The sequence below is a fragment of the Amphibacillus jilinensis Y1 genome, assembly GCF_000306965.1.
Classification (GTDB): Bacteria; Bacillota; Bacilli; order Bacillales; family Amphibacillaceae; genus Amphibacillus_C; species Amphibacillus_C jilinensis.
Genome location: NZ_JH976434.1, coordinates 350,697 through 367,840, shown reverse-complemented (window position 1 = coordinate 367,840; position 17,144 = coordinate 350,697). Strand labels below are relative to the sequence as shown.

At 35.6% G+C, this 17,144-nt stretch carries 20 protein-coding genes; all 20 read left to right on the top strand.

The window, feature by feature from the left end:
- The first annotated feature begins 200 nt into the window (after positions 1 to 200).
- The 20 genes from B494_RS0102405 to B494_RS20380 all read left to right on the top strand — a co-directional run bounded on the left by B494_RS0102405 (position 201) and on the right by B494_RS20380 (position 17,136).
- Positions 201 to 1,283: a DEAD/DEAH box helicase family protein gene (locus B494_RS0102405; protein ID WP_241211389.1), complete on the top strand. Its 1,083-nt coding sequence runs from the start codon at positions 201 to 203 to the stop codon at positions 1,281 to 1,283.
- 341 nt (positions 1,284 to 1,624) lie between these two features.
- Positions 1,625 to 1,969, top strand: coding sequence for a ComF family protein (locus tag B494_RS21385; RefSeq protein WP_241211388.1), 345 nt, complete (start codon positions 1,625 to 1,627; stop codon positions 1,967 to 1,969).
- A gap of 232 nt (positions 1,970 to 2,201) precedes the next feature.
- Positions 2,202 to 2,633 (top strand): TIGR03826 family flagellar region protein, encoded by a 432-nt coding sequence (locus B494_RS0102395; RefSeq protein ID WP_017470762.1) that lies wholly within the window; start codon positions 2,202 to 2,204, stop codon positions 2,631 to 2,633.
- Positions 2,634 to 2,701: 68 nt separating this feature from the next.
- Positions 2,702 to 2,965, top strand: coding sequence for a flagellar biosynthesis anti-sigma factor FlgM (gene flgM, locus B494_RS0102390; protein WP_017470761.1), 264 nt, complete (start codon positions 2,702 to 2,704; stop codon positions 2,963 to 2,965).
- A 111-nt stretch (positions 2,966 to 3,076) separates the two neighbouring features.
- Entirely contained in the window at positions 3,077 to 3,571 is a 495-nt protein-coding gene (locus B494_RS0102385) for a flagellar protein FlgN (RefSeq protein ID WP_017470760.1), read from the top strand.
- Between the two features lie 11 nt (positions 3,572 to 3,582).
- Positions 3,583 to 5,091: a flagellar hook-associated protein FlgK gene (gene flgK, locus B494_RS0102380; RefSeq protein ID WP_017470759.1), complete on the top strand. Its 1,509-nt coding sequence runs from the start codon at positions 3,583 to 3,585 to the stop codon at positions 5,089 to 5,091.
- Positions 5,092 to 5,100: 9 nt separating this feature from the next.
- Entirely contained in the window at positions 5,101 to 6,015 is a 915-nt protein-coding gene (gene flgL / locus B494_RS0102375) for a flagellar hook-associated protein FlgL (RefSeq protein WP_017470758.1), read from the top strand.
- 88 nt (positions 6,016 to 6,103) lie between these two features.
- On the top strand, positions 6,104 to 6,694 hold the full coding sequence (locus B494_RS0102370; RefSeq protein ID WP_017470757.1) for a DUF6470 family protein: 591 nt from the start codon (positions 6,104 to 6,106) through the stop codon (positions 6,692 to 6,694).
- Between the two features lie 17 nt (positions 6,695 to 6,711).
- The gene (gene fliW, locus B494_RS0102365) at positions 6,712 to 7,152 is read left to right on the top strand and encodes a flagellar assembly protein FliW (RefSeq protein ID WP_017470756.1); all 441 of its coding nucleotides are present in this window, start codon (positions 6,712 to 6,714) and stop codon (positions 7,150 to 7,152) included.
- 4 nt (positions 7,153 to 7,156) lie between these two features.
- The gene (gene csrA, locus B494_RS0102360; protein WP_017470755.1) at positions 7,157 to 7,387 is read left to right on the top strand and encodes a carbon storage regulator CsrA; all 231 of its coding nucleotides are present in this window, start codon (positions 7,157 to 7,159) and stop codon (positions 7,385 to 7,387) included.
- 123 nt (positions 7,388 to 7,510) lie between these two features.
- Positions 7,511 to 8,353, top strand: a complete 843-nt coding sequence (gene hag, locus B494_RS0102355; protein ID WP_017470754.1) for a flagellin Hag — start codon at positions 7,511 to 7,513, stop codon at positions 8,351 to 8,353.
- 140 nt (positions 8,354 to 8,493) lie between these two features.
- Positions 8,494 to 9,102, top strand: coding sequence for a hypothetical protein (locus tag B494_RS0102350; protein ID WP_017470753.1), 609 nt, complete (start codon positions 8,494 to 8,496; stop codon positions 9,100 to 9,102).
- A complete protein-coding gene (locus B494_RS0102345; RefSeq protein WP_017470752.1) occupies positions 9,092 to 10,963 on the top strand; it encodes a motility associated factor glycosyltransferase family protein in 1,872 nt (623 codons plus the stop codon). Before B494_RS0102350 ends, B494_RS0102345 begins: the two co-directional genes overlap by 11 nt.
- Positions 10,964 to 10,973: 10 nt before the next feature.
- On the top strand, positions 10,974 to 11,942 hold the full coding sequence (gene pseB, locus B494_RS0102340; RefSeq protein WP_017470751.1) for a UDP-N-acetylglucosamine 4,6-dehydratase (inverting): 969 nt from the start codon (positions 10,974 to 10,976) through the stop codon (positions 11,940 to 11,942).
- Positions 11,943 to 11,964: 22 nt separating this feature from the next.
- Positions 11,965 to 13,140: a UDP-4-amino-4,6-dideoxy-N-acetyl-beta-L-altrosamine transaminase gene (gene pseC / locus B494_RS0102335; protein ID WP_017470750.1), complete on the top strand. Its 1,176-nt coding sequence runs from the start codon at positions 11,965 to 11,967 to the stop codon at positions 13,138 to 13,140.
- A gap of 9 nt (positions 13,141 to 13,149) precedes the next feature.
- Entirely contained in the window at positions 13,150 to 13,884 is a 735-nt protein-coding gene (locus B494_RS0102330; protein WP_017470749.1) for a cytidylyltransferase domain-containing protein, read from the top strand.
- Between the two features lie 10 nt (positions 13,885 to 13,894).
- The gene (gene pseG / locus B494_RS0102325; protein WP_017470748.1) at positions 13,895 to 14,890 is read left to right on the top strand and encodes a UDP-2,4-diacetamido-2,4,6-trideoxy-beta-L-altropyranose hydrolase; all 996 of its coding nucleotides are present in this window, start codon (positions 13,895 to 13,897) and stop codon (positions 14,888 to 14,890) included.
- A gap of 5 nt (positions 14,891 to 14,895) precedes the next feature.
- Positions 14,896 to 15,741, top strand: a complete 846-nt coding sequence (locus B494_RS18830; RefSeq protein WP_017470747.1) for a methionyl-tRNA formyltransferase — start codon at positions 14,896 to 14,898, stop codon at positions 15,739 to 15,741.
- Positions 15,742 to 15,756: 15 nt separating this feature from the next.
- Positions 15,757 to 16,800 (top strand): pseudaminic acid synthase, encoded by a 1,044-nt coding sequence (pseI, locus tag B494_RS0102315; protein WP_017470746.1) that lies wholly within the window; start codon positions 15,757 to 15,759, stop codon positions 16,798 to 16,800.
- A gap of 159 nt (positions 16,801 to 16,959) precedes the next feature.
- Positions 16,960 to 17,136: a YjfB family protein gene (locus B494_RS20380; RefSeq protein WP_017470745.1), complete on the top strand. Its 177-nt coding sequence runs from the start codon at positions 16,960 to 16,962 to the stop codon at positions 17,134 to 17,136.
- Positions 17,137 to 17,144: the final 8 nt, after the last annotated feature.

Genomic DNA, 17,144 nt, shown 5'->3' with positions numbered 1-17,144 from the left:
TTCAACTTTCAGAGGCTGAGGTGGCCCATTATCTTGCAACAAATAAACTCACTGCTTGTTCGCCTTTTTTAAAAAACTTCCTATCTCTTCAATGTCGGCGTTGTGGCAATAAACGACGACACCTATTTGGTAAAATTCCCTGTTCAACATGTAACAAGACACACGCTTATTGTCGGAAATGTATTAGTATGGGACGCGTGATGGCATGTACAACGCTTTATTTGTGGACAGGTCCAACGCCGGTTTGGCCCCAAGTACCTCAACCAATGGTCTGGTCGGGTCACCTTACACGAGATCAACAGAAAGCATCTAACTGGATTTATCATGCCATAGAAACAGGTCAAACCCGCTTACTCATCCATGCTGTCTGTGGCGCGGGTAAGACGGAAATGTTGTTTGAAGGTATAGCACTTGCTTTAAAATCTCAAAAACGGATTTGCCTAGCAACGCCAAGAGCCGATGTTGTTAGAGAACTCCTCCCACGTTTTGAACAAGCCTTTTCTGGCGTTAAGATTGTTGGATTATATGGTGGAAGTGGTGGACATCAACAGACAGGTCAACTGACCATTGCAACGACGCATCAACTGTTACGCTATCAGCAAGCCTTTGATGTCATGATTATTGATGAAGTCGATGCTTTTCCATTTCATGCTGATGCAAGTCTTCCTTATGCAACAAAGCGTGCACAAAAACATCATGCAACAACGATATACTTAACAGCAACACCTAGAGAGAAACGACTTAAACGTCTACCTACAATTTTTGTCCCTGTTCGCTATCACGGCTATCCGTTGCCTGTCCCCCAATTGAAAATCGTTCCGCTATTTGATCAATCCCACGGTTTAACCTCCCTTTGGAAGTGGCATAAAGGACGTACTGATCCAAGTCGACAATTACTTATTTTTACTGCTACAATTAAACGAGCCAACCTATTGTTCCCTGTTATAAAACGGCAACACCCTACTCAGAAAGTCATGGCTGTCCACGCTAATGATACCGAACGGATAGATAAAGTGCGTCAATTCCGGGATAAACAGCTGGACATTTTAATAACAACGACAATACTAGAACGTGGTGTTACTTTTCCAGCTGTCGATGTGGTTGTACTTCAGGCCGATCACCATGTTTTTGATCAAGCAGCACTCGTGCAAATTGCCGGGAGAGCAGGGCGAGACCCGAATGATCCCAATGGAGATGTCATTTTTATTTGTAATGGAAAAACCAAAGCGATTGCTCACGCTGTAAAAGCGATTGAGCGCATGAACAAAAAAGCGGGTTTTTAGAAAAGGAATGATGCTTTATTTACTGTGTAAATTGTGATCAAAAGTTAGAAAATCAGCCAACTTGGTGTCATCTCTTCGACTTTAACCACGACAAGTCATTATGCTCGGATTGTCAGGCTCAATTGTATGTTATTGAAAAGCCGACTTGTCAATATTGTGGCCGTAATGATCCCGGTATTTGTAACGATTGTAATCGGTGGCGTTCACACAAGCTTATTAATAAAAATCGTGCAGTTTATCGTTATAATCCTTTTTTAAAAGACTTGATCGCGCGCTTTAAATATCGTGGGGATTATATATTAATTGAACCCCTGTCTTTAATGATCCAGAAGACATTTAAAATGAGTTACCCCAAATTACCAAAAAAGACAGTGCTTGTCCCGATCCCATTAAGTAGTGAGCGTCTTCGAAGTCGAGGTTTTAATCAGGCAGAAGCGGTCGCCAAATGTCTCCCTTATCCTTCTGTCCAGCTATTAAAACGAACGGAAGGAGAGAAACAAGCAAAGAAAAATCGTAAACAACGGTTAAGAATGAATAATCCCTTTGAACTTTTCAACCAAGTAGATACAGAGTTGATTATGTTAATCGACGATATCTACACAACAGGTGCTACCATTCATCATGCTGCACTTATACTACAAAAAAACGGCTATCGAAACATTTCTAGCTTTACTTTAGTAAGATAACCCTTCAAAACCAACGAAAATCGTCGATATTTATCACAAATAAACGTCCGTAAAAACGCCAGAGGCAAATAGAGAAATAGAACTCATCTACTCAGGCGGAAGTTAACGGTCGCTAATGTCCTGATTGACTCAACTAAAAATCAGTGTGAGAAGAACCAAAACCGCCACTGATTGAAGGCTCGTTTTATGCTATAATGAGGACAAGATTAAGATAAAAAAGGTGGGGTTCATCATGGGTGAATTAGAAAACTGCGTAAATTGTGGCAAATTGTTTGTTCGGCTATCACGCCCTGTTTGCCAAGATTGTTATAAAGAAGAAGAGGAAAAATTTCAAATTGTTTATGAATTTATGAAAAAGAGGGAAAATCGTCAAGCAACGGTGCTGGAAATTGTCGAAGGAACGGGTGTGGAAGAAGAACTCATTATTAAGTTTGTTAGAGAAAACCGTCTGCGAGCAAGTCAATTTCCTAATTTAACATATCCTTGTGATCGTTGTGGACAACAGATAAAAGAAGGGAAATTATGTTCTGACTGCTCAACAGATTTATCAAAAGATTTGAAAAAGCAAGAAGAAATTGAGACATTAAAAGAACGACAAAAGGCTGAAGAACGTGAAAGACAAAGAACTTATTTTGCTGTGGATAAATTCAATAAAAAAGATTAAACAATTTTAGGCATTCGCCGATATAAATATTAGTAAAAGTAAGCCGCTAAGAAAGAAGGTGAACGGTCTTGAAAATTAACGGCACAAATCAACCGAACGTGAACCCGTATCAAAAGCAGTTACATCGACAGACGCCGATACGCTCTGAACATCAGAAAAAGGCAGACCAACTGCAAATTTCGGACCAAGCAAAGAAAATGCAAGAGTTTAATGGTGTTCATCCTGCTAGAGAACAGCATGTTAATGCAATTAAACAAGAAGTAGATGCTGGTCAATATAAAGTAGAAGCAGAACAAGTTGCCAAGAAAATGCTAACATTCTGGCGCAAATAAGTAGGAAAACAACGCCCACGGATGGAAGGCTTGTTTTTGAGTTACTCTATATAAAAGAATGAACCTGACCAAAGCACTGTTTAAGAAATGAACGAAGGAGGATTTTGCTTTATGTCAATTCGGTCGATCCTGTCGTCACTTGAGCGACTGTTACAACTCCATCAAAGCTTACTAGAGCTATCTTTTCAAAAGACGGAGTTATTAAAAAAAGGTGATATTACGACCTTGCAAAAGCTATTAAAGACTGAGCAGAAGCATATCCAAGCTGTAGACACCATGGAGAAAAAAAGGCTTGACAGTACAAAGGTTTGGTCGGAAACAAATCAAATGGTCAGTGATGATGTAACCGTTACGACAATATTAGAAGCGTTGCCTGACGGTGAGGAGCGTAACCAGCTTGAATCATTGACAACAAAATTAGCTGAAACGCTTGTGCAGTTGAAAGCGCAAGAAGGGCTGAATCAGCAATTAACCAATCAATCCTTACAATTTGTTCAGATGAATCTAGATATGATAGCCCCATCTATTAAACAAATGAATTACGGAAATATTAAAAATCAAAACGATCCTCAAAGTAAACGATCTGTTTTTGATTCAAAAGCATAGGAGGAGTTTTAATGACTTCAACGTTTCATGGTTTAGAAATGGCGAAGCGTGCGCTTAACACGCAACAATCTGCTTTATATACCACATCACATAACATTTCTAATGCGAACACAGCTGGCTATACGCGTCAACGTGTTAATTTTGAACAAATTAATACCTTAACAGCTAGCCGTGAACCAGGTGGTGTGACAAGCGGTATTGGTAGCGGGGTTCAAGCCGGTTCAATTGAACGTATTCGTGATCGTTTCTTAGATGTCCAGTACCGAACAGAAAATAGTAAGCATGGTTTTTATCAAACGCAGGCACAGGTGCTAAAACAGATTGAAGATTTACTTAATGAGCCGAGTGAAGAAGGATTAGCTTTTATTATGGAAGATTTTTATAACAGTCTGCAAGATTTGAACGGGGATGCAGATCACACAGGAACACGTTCTGTTGTCGTCCAAAATGCCCAAGCTTTAACAGAGACATTTCAATATTTAGCCTCCTCAATTCGCGATGTCCAAAATGATTTGAAAAATCAAATGGATGTCACAGCTGATGATTTGAATTCAGTTCTTAGACAAATTAACGACATTAACAATGAAATTGCTAAAATAGAACCACATGGTTTAGTTCCAAATGATCTTTACGATGAGCGTGACCGCTTGTTAGACAGTCTATCAACCATGGTTGATATTGATGTCAGCTATGATAAAAGTAGTGGTCAACCAAGCCCTATTGCTGAAGGTATTGCAACAGTAAAACTTAAAAATGTAGGCGAAGAGGTTACCCTTGTCGATGGAGCAACACGCTCGATAAGTCAAATTGATATCAGTTATGATGATGATAACAATATCGAGTCATTTACGTTTACTAATGCTGAAACAGGAGACATTAATGATATAGAAGCTGATGATTTTAATACAAATGGTTCCATCAAAGCACTGATGGAAATGAATGGTTATATTGATGCTGGTGGTGAAGTAGCTGGTTATTACAATGATGTCCTAGCAGACCTTGAATCGATGTTAGTCACTTATGCTAATGAATTTAATGCAACCCATCAAAATGGTTTAGATTTAAATGGTGATGCGGGTATTGATTTCTTTGTTTTCGATCCCGATGATCCTTTAGCTACGATTACAGTTAACCAAGCGATTATCGATGACCCTGATTTAATTGCAGCGAGCTTAAATGGGGATAGTGGTGATGGTACCAATGCGATTGAGTTAGCTGAAGTTTACAACAAACTTGATGTCGGTTTAGGCACAAGAACATCAGTGAAGAGTTTTTATCAATCATTGATTGGTGAGTTAGGTGTCAAGACAAAAGAAGCGAATCGAATGAGAGACAACAGTGAGGTGCTTCGCCAACAAGTTGAAGAAAACCGGATGTCCGTAAGTTCTGTTTCACTTGATGAAGAAATGACAGATTTAATCAAATTCCAACACGCCTACAATGCAGCAGCTCGAGGCATGACTGCAGTTGATGAGATGCTTGATCGCATTATCAATCAAATGGGCTTAGTAGGGAGGTAGGTGAGTAACATGCGTGTATCACAAAGTATGATTTCAAATAATATGTTGAAAAATATCGGCAGTAGTTATGGTAGTTTAAGTAAGTATATGAATCAATTATCGACAGGAAAGAAGATTACTCGTCCATCAGATGACCCTGTTGTCGCGATGAAAGGGATGGGTTATCGTTCACAGCTTTCTAATATCGAGCAATATGAGCGGAACTTAAGTGAAGTGCATAATTGGCTTAATAACACAGACGATGCGATGGATGAAACCACCCAAATCTTACATCGTATTAATGAATTAACGGTGCAAGCAAGTAACGGTACCTATGACGGTGATGATCGCGCTAATATTGCGAAAGAAGTTGATCAACTGATTGATCAATTGATTGATGTTGCAAATACGCGTGTGAACGGTAAATTCATTTTTAATGGGACAGATACAACCGGTGAAGTTGACGGTGATGGCAATCGGGTTCAACCATTTATTCGTAACGATGATGGGACGTTCGAGGTTTCCGATAATGATGGTCAGGTTTTAATTGAAGTCTCATCGGGTGTGAAGTTCCAAGCCAATTCAAACCCTACTAATGTATTTACTGAGGATTTCTTTGTCGATTTGCAAGAACTGTTTAGTGCATTAGATGATGAAAACACACCAGATGAAGACATTGCTCCTTTCCTTAATATGATTGAAGGGCATACCCAAACAACATTGGATGAGCGGGCGACGATTGGTGGTCGGATGAATCGTATTGACTTAATCGAAAATCGACTAGCGAATCAGAATATTAGTGCGAAAAGTATGATGTCAGATAATGAAGATATTGACCTTGAAGAAGTGATTATGAACTTAGTCATGCAAGAGGCTGTTCATCGTGCGTCACTAAGTGCTGGTGCCCGTGTTCTTCAGCCATCACTACTCGACTTTATGCGATAAAAAAGCTTCGTCACTGATGTGACGAGCTTTTTTGCACGATTGTCCATTAGTTTTTTATCAATGACTCAATGACACAGGAAGTGATGATATGCGTTTACCACAAGTCCGATTGCAATCGCAGCAAGCATTAATCTCGATTGAGACTGAGCATGCTCAAGTACAGATCCAACAACCGAAAGCAACACAAGAGATTCAACAGCCAGAAGCAGAGGTGACGATAAACACCACGCCATCTCGCCTAACGATTGATCAGTCTCAAGCATGGTATGATATGGGGTTGAAAAGTGTTAAACAAGCACATCAAGATGAGGCGAAGCGTGGCTATCAAAAGGTACTACAAGGCATTGCACGACGAGTTAATGATGGTAATGAGCAAATGAAGATCGAAAATGGGGGCACACCTCTTATCAGTCAGGCAGTTAGACATGCGTACAAGCCAGACAAGCAATTTAACATTGGTTGGATTCCATCGACATTTGCTGTAAAGACGGATTATCAGCCAGCAGAGGTCGATATTCGGGTCAACGTCAATGCACCGCTGATTCGCAATACACCGAATAATCCGATCATGTCCTATTCACCAGGCTATGCGAGGACGGGTATCAGACAAGAAAATGATCTGCAAGTTGATTTTGAACCGCTTGTTTTCCGCAATTTTCAATTTGAAATGTCAATCTAATGAAGAAGGGCTGAATTATGAAGATACAAACCAAATATTTCGGAGAAGTAGAAATTAATGAACAACACGTCATCACCTTCCCAAACGGTTTACCAGGATTTCAAAATCAGAAAAAATTTATTCTGATGGATTTACCTGATAATCCCACTTTTGAAATTTTACAATCGATTGATCAAGAAACGGTTGCTTTTGTTTTAGCAAGTCCTTACCAATTTTATCAAGATTATCAAATTGATTTAGATGATAGCATTCTTGAACAATTATCAATTACAACACCAGAAGACGTTCGTGTCTATGGTATTTTAACGTTAAAGGATCAGTTTCAGCAGAGTACCATCAACCTACAGGCACCCATTGTTTTAAATCATAAACAACGTTTGGCTAAGCAATATATTACGAACGATCCAAATTACGCAACACGCGCCCCAATTGTGCCTGTTGAAAAGCAGGGGGTATAAGAAGATGCTTGTCCTGACACGAAAGCTAAACGAATCCATTCAAATCGGTGATGATATTGAAGTTAAAATAGTTGGCATTGATGGTGATCAAATTAAATTAGGGATCTCTGCCCCTAAACAGATTGATATACATCGTAAGGAAATCTATCTAGATATCCAACAAGAAAACAGTGAAGCGACAAATAATGAGATCGATCTACTAAATTTTTTTAAAAAAGATAAAAAAAATACTTAACTTTTCATTTCCTGATCCGATATTACTATTGTAAGCAAACAACAGAATGAAAGACGGCCGCTTTCGTTCTGTATGTGCGCCACAAGGATGTGGCAAATTATATAACTCAAGGAGGAATTTATCGTGAGAATTAATCACAATATCGCGGCGTTAAACACACACCGCCAACTATCAGGTAACCAAAGTGGTGTCCAAAGTTCATTAGAAAAATTATCTTCAGGTCTTCGTATTAACCGTGCAGGAGATGACGCAGCAGGTCTTGCAATCTCTGAAAAAATGCGTGGTCAAATCCGTGGTCTTGAAATGGCACAAAAAAATTCGCAAGATGGTATTTCTTTAATCCAAACAGCTGAAGGTGCGTTAACTGAAACACATGCAATCCTTCAACGTATGCGTGAACTTACTGTTCAAGCGGGTAACCTTGGTACACAAGAACAAGAAGATTTAGATTCTATCCAAGACGAAATCTCTGCTTTACTTGAGGAAATTGACGGCATTGCTGATCGTACTCAATTCAACGGAAAAGACTTATTAACTGGTGACTTCGGTGCGAGTGGTGATGAATTAATTTTCCAAATTGGTGCAAATGCAGAACAACAACTTTCAATAAATATTGAATCAATGAGAGCTGAAGATTTAGCAAGTGGTTTAGATACTCTAGATCTATCTACTTTTGTTTCTGGTGGAGATTTTGACGATGCAGTTGCAATCATTGATTCTGCAATTACTGCAGTATCAAGCCAACGTTCAGCACTTGGTGCGGTACAAAACCGTCTTGAGCACACAATCAACAACTTAGGTGCATCTCAAGAGAACTTAACAGCTGCTGAATCACGTATCCGTGACGTAGATATGGCGAAAGAAATGATGGAATTCACTAAGAATAACATCCTTACTCAAGCTTCTCAATCTATGTTGGCACAAGCTAACCAAACACCTCAAGGTGTATTACAATTATTACAATAATTTTTTTGGAAAAGCTATCTCATTTGAGATAGCTTTTTTTTTGAATAAAAGTTGTCAATCTGTCGGATTGAATTGAACTTCGTATGGTTTTGTCGATATAATAGATAAAGAATAAAAATATAATGAATGGGGTTAATATAATGATCGTGACGATTGGTTCAAAACATAAAACATTTGAAAATCATATAGAATCGGTAAATCAAATAATCAGTTGGATAGAAGAAGTGGTTAATCATTCGGATCAACATTTTAGCCATTTAGTGGTTGATAATGAAGAAGTATATCAACAATTTGATCTCGTTATTTCTGATAAAATTACTGAAATTGAAGAGATAGAAGTCGTGTTAAAGACAGAATCAGAACTTTTGAATGAGCTGTATTTGTCTGGGGAAGCCTATTTAATTCGAGCTTTACCAGAAATAGAAAAGTTAACCGAGAAATTTTATCAAACGCCTGATCAAGAGGCTTGGGGAGTGCTAGAACAGCTGATCGAGGGGATAACTTGGCTTGATCACCTATATGAAGCGATAGACCAGGCAAGGAAACAACCATCAAATTGGGATAACTTTATTGTTATTTATACAAAACTTAGGATGGAATTAGTTCACTTAGAAGATGCTATTAAAATGAGAGATCAAACATTAATTGCAGATATTATAAATTATGAGGTCATGCCTATGATGGAAGAGCTTAAATCATCGTTTACTGCATGTATAGATCAAGAAGGTGAAAGAAAAGATGTTAATTGATAATATTTTATATTTAAAAAAACATTATCCGGATCTTAGAAGTTATTTGTTAGAAAAAGAAAATGAAACTTCACCATTTTCTATAAAAAAAGTTGAAACCAAATCAGGTTTACCTACTCTTCAGTTAACTAACAAAACAAGTGATGTCTATTTACATAGTAAATATGATCCTGTGAAAGAAGCTGAGCAATTTATTAAGCAGTATGAGGCTGATATCGAAAAATATGATCATGTTTTATTTTATGGAATGGGATTAGGTTATCATATTAGTGCGTTTATGCAAAAGTTTCCTAAACTAACAGTTTCTATTTATGAACCAGATCATAGCATTGCTAACTGTTTCTTTGACATAAAGAAAATAGAAGAGCTACCGATTCATAAAATTAAACATATACATATCGAGCAATCTGAAGCTGATAGAGATAGTTTTATTAGTGCTTTTATAGGAGTGATAAACAAAAGAGTCCTTCTAGTAGCTTTACCTAGTTATCAGCGGATTTTCGAGGAGAAGCACAGTCAATTCTTAACTACTTTTAAAAATAGTACTAAAAAAACACGAGTAAGTTTGCGCACAAACACGGCTTTTGGGAAACGATGGACTTTAAATAGTATTATGAACCTCGCTCAAACGATTAAAACACCAAATATATTATCTAACCAGATGAGAGCGCATTTTAAAGATAAGCCGGTAGTAATAGTATCAGCCGGTCCTTCACTGAATGAAGAAATTAAGAATCTTCACTATATTAAAGAAAACAAGCTTGCTTATATCTTTTCAGTAGGATCTGCTAATAAAACACTACTTAAAAACAATATTTACCCTGATGCGGTATGTACCTATGATCCACAAGGACACAATGATCAAGTATTTAGTGACTTGATCGAAAATGATATCAAGACGATTCCCATGATATTTGGGACAAGTGTTGGTTATGAAACACTTAAGCATTACCAAGGACCGAAATTGCACATGCTTACAAGTCAAGACCATATTAGCCCGTATTATCTTATTGAACATATGAGACAAGAAGACATAATATTCGATGCACCTTCAATTGCTGTAATAACGTTGCAGTTGCTTTTAAAACTTCAAACAGGTCCAATTATCTTAGTTGGTCAAAATTTTGCATTTAAGCATAATAAATTTTATGCAGAAGGTATTCAATATGAAAAGAGGACAACAAGTCTTTCAGAAAAAGAGCTTAATTTTGCAGTTGAAACAACAGATGTACATGGAGAAAAGGTGTTAACTAACGAAAGTTTTCTTAGGATGAAAAGGACAATGGAAAAAGTGATTTCGTCAAGTAACAATGAAACAATTATTAATACTACAAATGGCGGAGCGGCTATTAAAGGAACGACCTACCAACCGTTGAAAACTGTAGTAGAGGATAAGCTAAATCAACCAGTTGTAGAATCGGGATGGTATAAAAATTATTCAACTATTGACAAGAACTATGCTGCGATAATTACTCAGCAAAACAGTATGGAATTAAGTTTTCATGAATTCATCAATACATTTTATGAATTAAAAAAAATTATTAAGGTATTAAGTGAAAAAAATAATATCGCATACGAAAAAGAAATTAATAACTTGCTTGTTAAATATGACAAAAAAATTAATCATGTAATTAAAAATCAATTTTACCAGGTTTTTATTGTGCCAGCTATTCATGTTGTTTTAAAGATAACAATTACTAAGATTAAAGAAGTGAAATTTGAGAAAGATATTCTCAAGAAGACAGAGACTATAGTTGATGCTATGAATAGATTCTTACAGGAGATAGAACTAACATTAAATGTTTTATTACCTGCATATGAAGAGCTAAAAAATTGGATCGCTGAACTAGATCTAGAATAGGGAGATAAAGATGAACTTTTTGAACAACAAAAATATATTAGTAACAGGTGGCACAGGTTCTTTTGGGAAGAAATTTATTAAAAATATTCTAACCAGTCAGGTGAAAAAGGTTGTCGTCTTTAGTAGAGATGAATTGAAGCAGTATGAGATGAAGCAAGAATTTAGTGATAATAGGTTACGGTATTTTATTGGTGACGTTAGAGATAAAGATAGACTATATAGAGCATTTGAAGGCATTGATTATGTTGTCCATGCTGCTGCAATGAAACATGTGGATGCCTGTGAGTATAATCCGTTTGAAGCAGTAAAAACGAATATTAATGGTGCGCAGAATATTATTGAAGCAGCTATTGACAAAGGGGTTAATAAAGTAATCGCATTAAGTACTGATAAAGCGGCAGCACCGATAAATTTATATGGGGCAACGAAATTAGCATCAGATAAACTATTTGTAGCAGGAAATTCTTATGCTGGTGATAAAGGCACACGATTTGCTGTTGTAAGGTATGGAAATGTAGTTGGTAGTAGAGGCAGTGTCGTTCCATTTTTTAAAAAAATTCAACATACTGGCCGAATACCAATTACCGACGAGAGAATGACAAGGTTTTGGATTACATTAGACCAAGGCGTTCAATTCGTTATTAATAGCTTTGACAGAATGATCGGTGGTGAAATATTTGTGCCTAAAATACCAAGTATGAAAGTAACGGATTTGGCTAGAGCTGTTGCCCCAGACTGTCAACTTGATTTTATAGGGATAAGACCAGGGGAAAAGTTACATGAAGTTATGATTACTGAAGATGATGCTAGACATACAGTTGATTTTGGAACTTACTATGTCATTCAACCAGAATTTCCGTGGTGGAGTGACAGAGCTAGTGAAAAAAACATTTTTTTAAATGATAATTTTAAATACAGTAGTGATCTAAATGATGATTGGTTATCTGTTGAGCAATTGAAACAATTCATAAAAGAATAGACTATTTGATTGGAGTAATTTAATGGCCAAAAATCAAAGAATAAGGGCAGAATATTTACCATATGGTCGGCAATGGGTAGATGAAGCTGATGTTAATGAAGTCATTAAAGTATTACAAAGTGATTACCTAACCACAGGACCAGTAGTTACAGAATTCGAGCAAGCTTTTGCTTCAAATGTAGATGCAAAATATGCGGTTGCTTTTTCAAACGGTACTGCCGCTTTACACGGGGCATGTTTCGCAGCAGGAATTGAAAAAGGGGATGAGGTAATAACCACACCAATGACGTTTGCAGCAAGTGCAAATTGTATATTATATCAAGGTGGGAAACCCATTTTTGCTGATATTAATAATCAAACATATAATATTGATCCCAATGAGATCAAAAAAAAGATTACCTCTAAAACAAAAGCAATCATACCTGTAGACTTTACAGGCCAACCAGCTAATTTAGATGAAATTTTAGATATAGCTAAAAAATACAATTTAGTTGTGATAGAGGATGCTGCTCACGCTATAGGTGCAACTTATAAGAACAGAAAAGTCGGTTCAATAAGCGATATGACGATGTTTAGTTTTCACCCGGTCAAACATATAACAACTGGTGAAGGAGGTATAATAACCACCAATAATAGGAGATATTATGAGGCTTTAATTCAGTTTAGATCTCATGGTATTACAAGAAATAGAAATAAATTAATCGATGATGATGGGCCATGGTATTATGATATGCAATTTCTTGGATATAATTATAGAATGACGGATATACAGGCAGCACTAGGAAAAAGTCAACTAAAGAAAGTTGATAAGTTTGTTAACTTAAGGAAAAAATTTGTTTCGCTTTATAATAATGCGTTCAAAAATCTTGATGAAGTCATTACTCCTCATCAATTAAATGAAACATCCTCAAGTTGGCATTTGTATATTATTAAGTTAAATAAAAGCAAATTAGCTGTTAATAGAAAAGAATTATTTGAAAGGCTAATCAAAGAGAATATCGGTGTTAATGTTCATTATATACCAGTCTATTACTTAAGTTATTATCAGGAATTAGGTTATAAACGTGGTCTGTGTCCAAAGGCAGAAGAATTATATGAAAATATAATCACACTTCCTCTTTTTCCTAAAATGACCGAATCAGATGTTAATGATGTTATTCAAGCTTTGTATCGAGCTTTAAATAGGTATCGAAAGTAGGGTAATAAGATGAAAATAGGTGTCATAATACAAGCTAGAATGGGTTCAGCACGGTTACCCGGAAAAGTAATGAAAGAAGTGGAAGATAAACCTATTCTGGATCATGTAATTACACGCGTGAAACAATCTAAGTATGTTGATAAAATTATCATTGCAACTACTTCAGATGAAAAGGATAATTGCATAGAAAAACTATCACTTAAGTGTGGTGTTAGCGTATTTCGTGGCAATGAGTTCGATGTGCTTAGCCGTTATTATTATGCAGCTGAGGAAAATCATATTGACGTAGTTGTTAGGGTTACATCGGATTGCCCATTAATTGATCCTAAAATATTAGATAAAATGATAGAGTTTTATTTGAATAAGGACTACGAAATTGTTTCAAATGCAGGATCAGATACTTCTCAAAGAACATATCCTAGAGGTTTAGATGTTGAAATTTTTTCGTATGAAGCATTAAAAAAATCACACATGGAAGCAAAAGAAGCCTATCAACGTGAACATGTAACGCCATATATTTATGAAAATAGCGACAAAGTATTTTATTATAAGAATGATGTTGATTTTTCGCATCATAGATGGACTTTAGACACTAAAGAAGATTTTTCTTTAATTAATAAAATTTATCAAAGACTTTATCAAGGTCAGCATGATTTTTACATGAGCGATATAATTGAGCTTTTTAATAACGATCATTCATTATATAAAATTAATCAACATGTTGAACAGAAAAAAATGAGGTAGGGTTGCTGATATGAAAGTTAAAATTTTCACTGAAGGTGGTAGTACGATAGGATATGGTCATATTTCGAGGTGTCTGTCTTTATATGAAGAAATCAGGGATAGAGGATTTGAAGTAGATTTTATTATTAATGGACACCTCGATAACGCAAAACTCATGGATAATATAGATTATACAAACATAAATTGGTTGTCTAAATCTTTTATCAATGAAACGATAAATAATGAAGATTATTGTATTGTGGATTCCTATTTAGCCGATCAGGAAATATGTGAAGTTATTTCATACAATGCTAAACAAACGTTGTTTATTGATGATATAGGCAGATTGAATTATCCAAGGGGGATAGTGGTTAATCCTTCTCTAAATACCGATAATATAAATTATTTAAATAATACAAAAAACACATATCTTCTAGGTCAGAAATATATCATACTTCGAGCGCCTTTTATTAAGGATCATACTAAACAAATAAAAAAAACGGTCAGTCATGTCTTAGTGACAATGGGAGGATCTGATATAAGGAACTTAACACCGAAAATATTGAAGCATATATGTATAAGCTATCCAAATATTATCTTTAGTATAATAACTACTACCTCATATAAAAATTTAAAAATGATTCATGAAGCATCTGAGTCTTTAGATAATGTAAAATTATACAAAGATATTAATGGAGAATTGATGCGCGATTTAATGCTTGAAGCTGACTTTGCTATTACTGCAGCTGGTCAGACCGTTTACGAATTATTGGCTATCAATACACCTTTTATCGCTATAAAAGTAAGTGATAACCAGAGTAACAATATTGATGGTTTAGCAAAATATAATCTACTGAAATTTACTCTTGATTATGCTTCTGATGATTTCTTAGAGATGTTAAGTGAAAAGTTTACAACTCTTTTGTCGTTTTACAATAGGAAAGAAGTGAGAGAGTTGATTTTCAACACGGTGGATAAAATCGGAAGAAAAAGGATCATTAATGATCTTATAAATATTAGGAAGTGAGTGCAATGGAAAAGATAATATTTTGTGGTTTTGGAAGGATAGGAGAAAATTGTCTTAATGTGCTGAAAGAAAAAAATTTCAAAGTTGAGTACATTTTAACTCATAAGAGCGATGAAGCTGGCGGTGTAGACTACTTTGCAAAAAAAAACAATATAAGATTTACATATAAAGATGCACGAGAAAATTTGCATGAGATAAGGGATATCATTCAAAATATAGAACCTAAGTACCTAATTAGTGTTAATTATCGCTATATAATTCCTCATGAGATATTTGAAATACCTGAATATGCATTTAATATACATGGTTCATTGTTACCAAAATATCGTGGCAGAACGCCACATGTTTGGAGTATCATAAATGGTGAGGATGTTACGGGAATTACATCACATCTAATAGATAAGTTTGTTGATACAGGAAATATAATCAAACAAAAAAGAATTAATATAGAAAAGGAAGACACCGGTTATAGCCTATTATGCAAATTTGAAAAATACTACCCAAAACTATTAATTGAATCCATTGATATCTTACGTAAGAATATTAAATTGAGCAAACAAGATCATAATGTAGCCAGTTATTATGGTAAAAGAACTCCTGATATGGGGTATGTAGATTTTAATAAGTACGCATTAGAAGTTATTAATTTTGTAAGAGCGTTAGCAGAACCGTATCCGGGAGCGTATTATTATTTAGTTGATGGTAGAAAAATAATTATTAATAAAGTAATGATTGCAAATAAACATACACTAGATGTAGAAGTGGGCGTTATTAAGTTTAAACAAGATAATTTATATGTTAAATGTAAAGATCAACTATTGAAGATCGTTCAATATAGAATTATAAATTAAGAAAAGGTGATATGTATGACTGAAAGTTGTTCTAATTTGTTTTCAAATAGAACCGAAGCTTTTATTATTGCTGAATTATCAGCTAATCATGGTCATGATATAAACATTGCTAAAGAAACAATTAAGGCTGCTAAAGGATCTGGTGCGGATGCTATAAAAATACAAACCTATACCCCAGATACGATTACCATAAACTGTGACAATAAATACTTTCAATTAGATAGTGGTACTATATGGGATGGTAGAACTCTCTATGACTTATACAGTGAAGCTTATACACCGTGGGAATGGCATAAAGAGTTAATGAACTATGCTGAAGAATTAGATATTACTTTGTTTTCTAGCCCTTTTGATAGAACTGCTGTAGATTTTTTAGAAGAATTAAATGTACCTTTATATAAAGTAGCTTCTTTTGAAATAATGGATGTTCCCTTGATAGAATATATTGCTTCAAAAGGTAAGCCAATTATTATTTCAACAGGGGTTGCAGCATTATCTGACATTGAAGAAGCGATATTAGCATGTAGAAGAATGGGAAATGATCAAATTATTTTACTAAAGTGTACATCTGCTTACCCTGCTGAAATAAGTGATGCAAATCTTAAAACTATTCCTAATATGAAAGAAACTTTTGGAGTGGAGGTAGGGTTATCTGACCATACGCTAGGAATAACGGTTCCTGTTATTTCTGTAGCATTTGGTGTTAAAGTTATTGAAAAACATTTTATCCTCAATAAAAGTATAGGGGGGCCAGATGCGAGTTTTTCACTGGATCCTTCAGAATTCGAGGCAATGGTAAAGGCTGTCAGAGATGCAGAAAAAGCAATTGGTCAAGTAAATTACACCCTTGATCAAAATAAAAAAAACAATAGAATTTTAGGAAGGTCTTTATTTATTGTGGAAGATGTAAGAGCTGGGGAAATTTTCACTGAAAAAAATGTCAGGTCGATAAGGCCCGGATACGGCCTACCTCCAAAATATTTAAAGAATGTTATAGGTGCTAAAGCGAGTAAATCTGTAAAACGTGGCTCGCCACTGACCTGGGGAATGGTTGAATAACAGAATTTATTTCTCTAGTCGATGTTGATTTAATAAAGGTTAGAGTGAAAAATTTATCTTATTATGAGCGATTAAGTTCCTTTTACCCAATCGTCAGAATGAACTGAGTATGTTACACTTTTTACAACACGTCAAACCAACAAGTGAGGTGAACAAGAGATGGATATTGCAAGGTTATCAACAGCAATGAGCCAAGCGAATGTTCAACAACAAGTTTCGCTAAGTGTAATGAGTAAGACAATGGATCAAGCCGAAATGCAAGGTGACGGGCTGATTGAAATGATGGAAAAATCAACACATCCATACTTAGGACAATCTATTGATATGCAGGCTTAAAGGATATC

What these genes read in the sequence shown, in the direction of transcription:
- B494_RS0102405 (WP_241211389.1), top strand. Translation starts at nt 201, where the DNA reads ATGGCATGTACAACGCTTTATTTGTGGACAGGTCCAACGCCGGTTTGG.
- B494_RS21385 (WP_241211388.1), top strand. Translation starts at nt 1,625, where the DNA reads ATGAGTTACCCCAAATTACCAAAAAAGACAGTGCTTGTCCCGATCCCA.
- B494_RS0102395 (WP_017470762.1), top strand. Translation starts at nt 2,202, where the DNA reads ATGGGTGAATTAGAAAACTGCGTAAATTGTGGCAAATTGTTTGTTCGG.
- B494_RS0102385 (WP_017470760.1), top strand. Translation starts at nt 3,077, where the DNA reads ATGTCAATTCGGTCGATCCTGTCGTCACTTGAGCGACTGTTACAACTC.
- flgK (WP_017470759.1), top strand. Translation starts at nt 3,583, where the DNA reads ATGACTTCAACGTTTCATGGTTTAGAAATGGCGAAGCGTGCGCTTAAC.
- flgL (WP_017470758.1), top strand. Translation starts at nt 5,101, where the DNA reads ATGCGTGTATCACAAAGTATGATTTCAAATAATATGTTGAAAAATATC.
- B494_RS0102370 (WP_017470757.1), top strand. Translation starts at nt 6,104, where the DNA reads ATGCGTTTACCACAAGTCCGATTGCAATCGCAGCAAGCATTAATCTCG.
- fliW (WP_017470756.1), top strand. Translation starts at nt 6,712, where the DNA reads ATGAAGATACAAACCAAATATTTCGGAGAAGTAGAAATTAATGAACAA.
- csrA (WP_017470755.1), top strand. Translation starts at nt 7,157, where the DNA reads ATGCTTGTCCTGACACGAAAGCTAAACGAATCCATTCAAATCGGTGAT.
- B494_RS0102350 (WP_017470753.1), top strand. Translation starts at nt 8,494, where the DNA reads ATGATCGTGACGATTGGTTCAAAACATAAAACATTTGAAAATCATATA.
- B494_RS0102345 (WP_017470752.1), top strand. Translation starts at nt 9,092, where the DNA reads ATGTTAATTGATAATATTTTATATTTAAAAAAACATTATCCGGATCTT.
- pseB (WP_017470751.1), top strand. Translation starts at nt 10,974, where the DNA reads ATGAACTTTTTGAACAACAAAAATATATTAGTAACAGGTGGCACAGGT.
- pseC (WP_017470750.1), top strand. Translation starts at nt 11,965, where the DNA reads ATGGCCAAAAATCAAAGAATAAGGGCAGAATATTTACCATATGGTCGG.
- B494_RS0102330 (WP_017470749.1), top strand. Translation starts at nt 13,150, where the DNA reads ATGAAAATAGGTGTCATAATACAAGCTAGAATGGGTTCAGCACGGTTA.
- pseG (WP_017470748.1), top strand. Translation starts at nt 13,895, where the DNA reads ATGAAAGTTAAAATTTTCACTGAAGGTGGTAGTACGATAGGATATGGT.
- B494_RS18830 (WP_017470747.1), top strand. Translation starts at nt 14,896, where the DNA reads ATGGAAAAGATAATATTTTGTGGTTTTGGAAGGATAGGAGAAAATTGT.
- pseI (WP_017470746.1), top strand. Translation starts at nt 15,757, where the DNA reads ATGACTGAAAGTTGTTCTAATTTGTTTTCAAATAGAACCGAAGCTTTT.
- B494_RS20380 (WP_017470745.1), top strand. Translation starts at nt 16,960, where the DNA reads ATGGATATTGCAAGGTTATCAACAGCAATGAGCCAAGCGAATGTTCAA.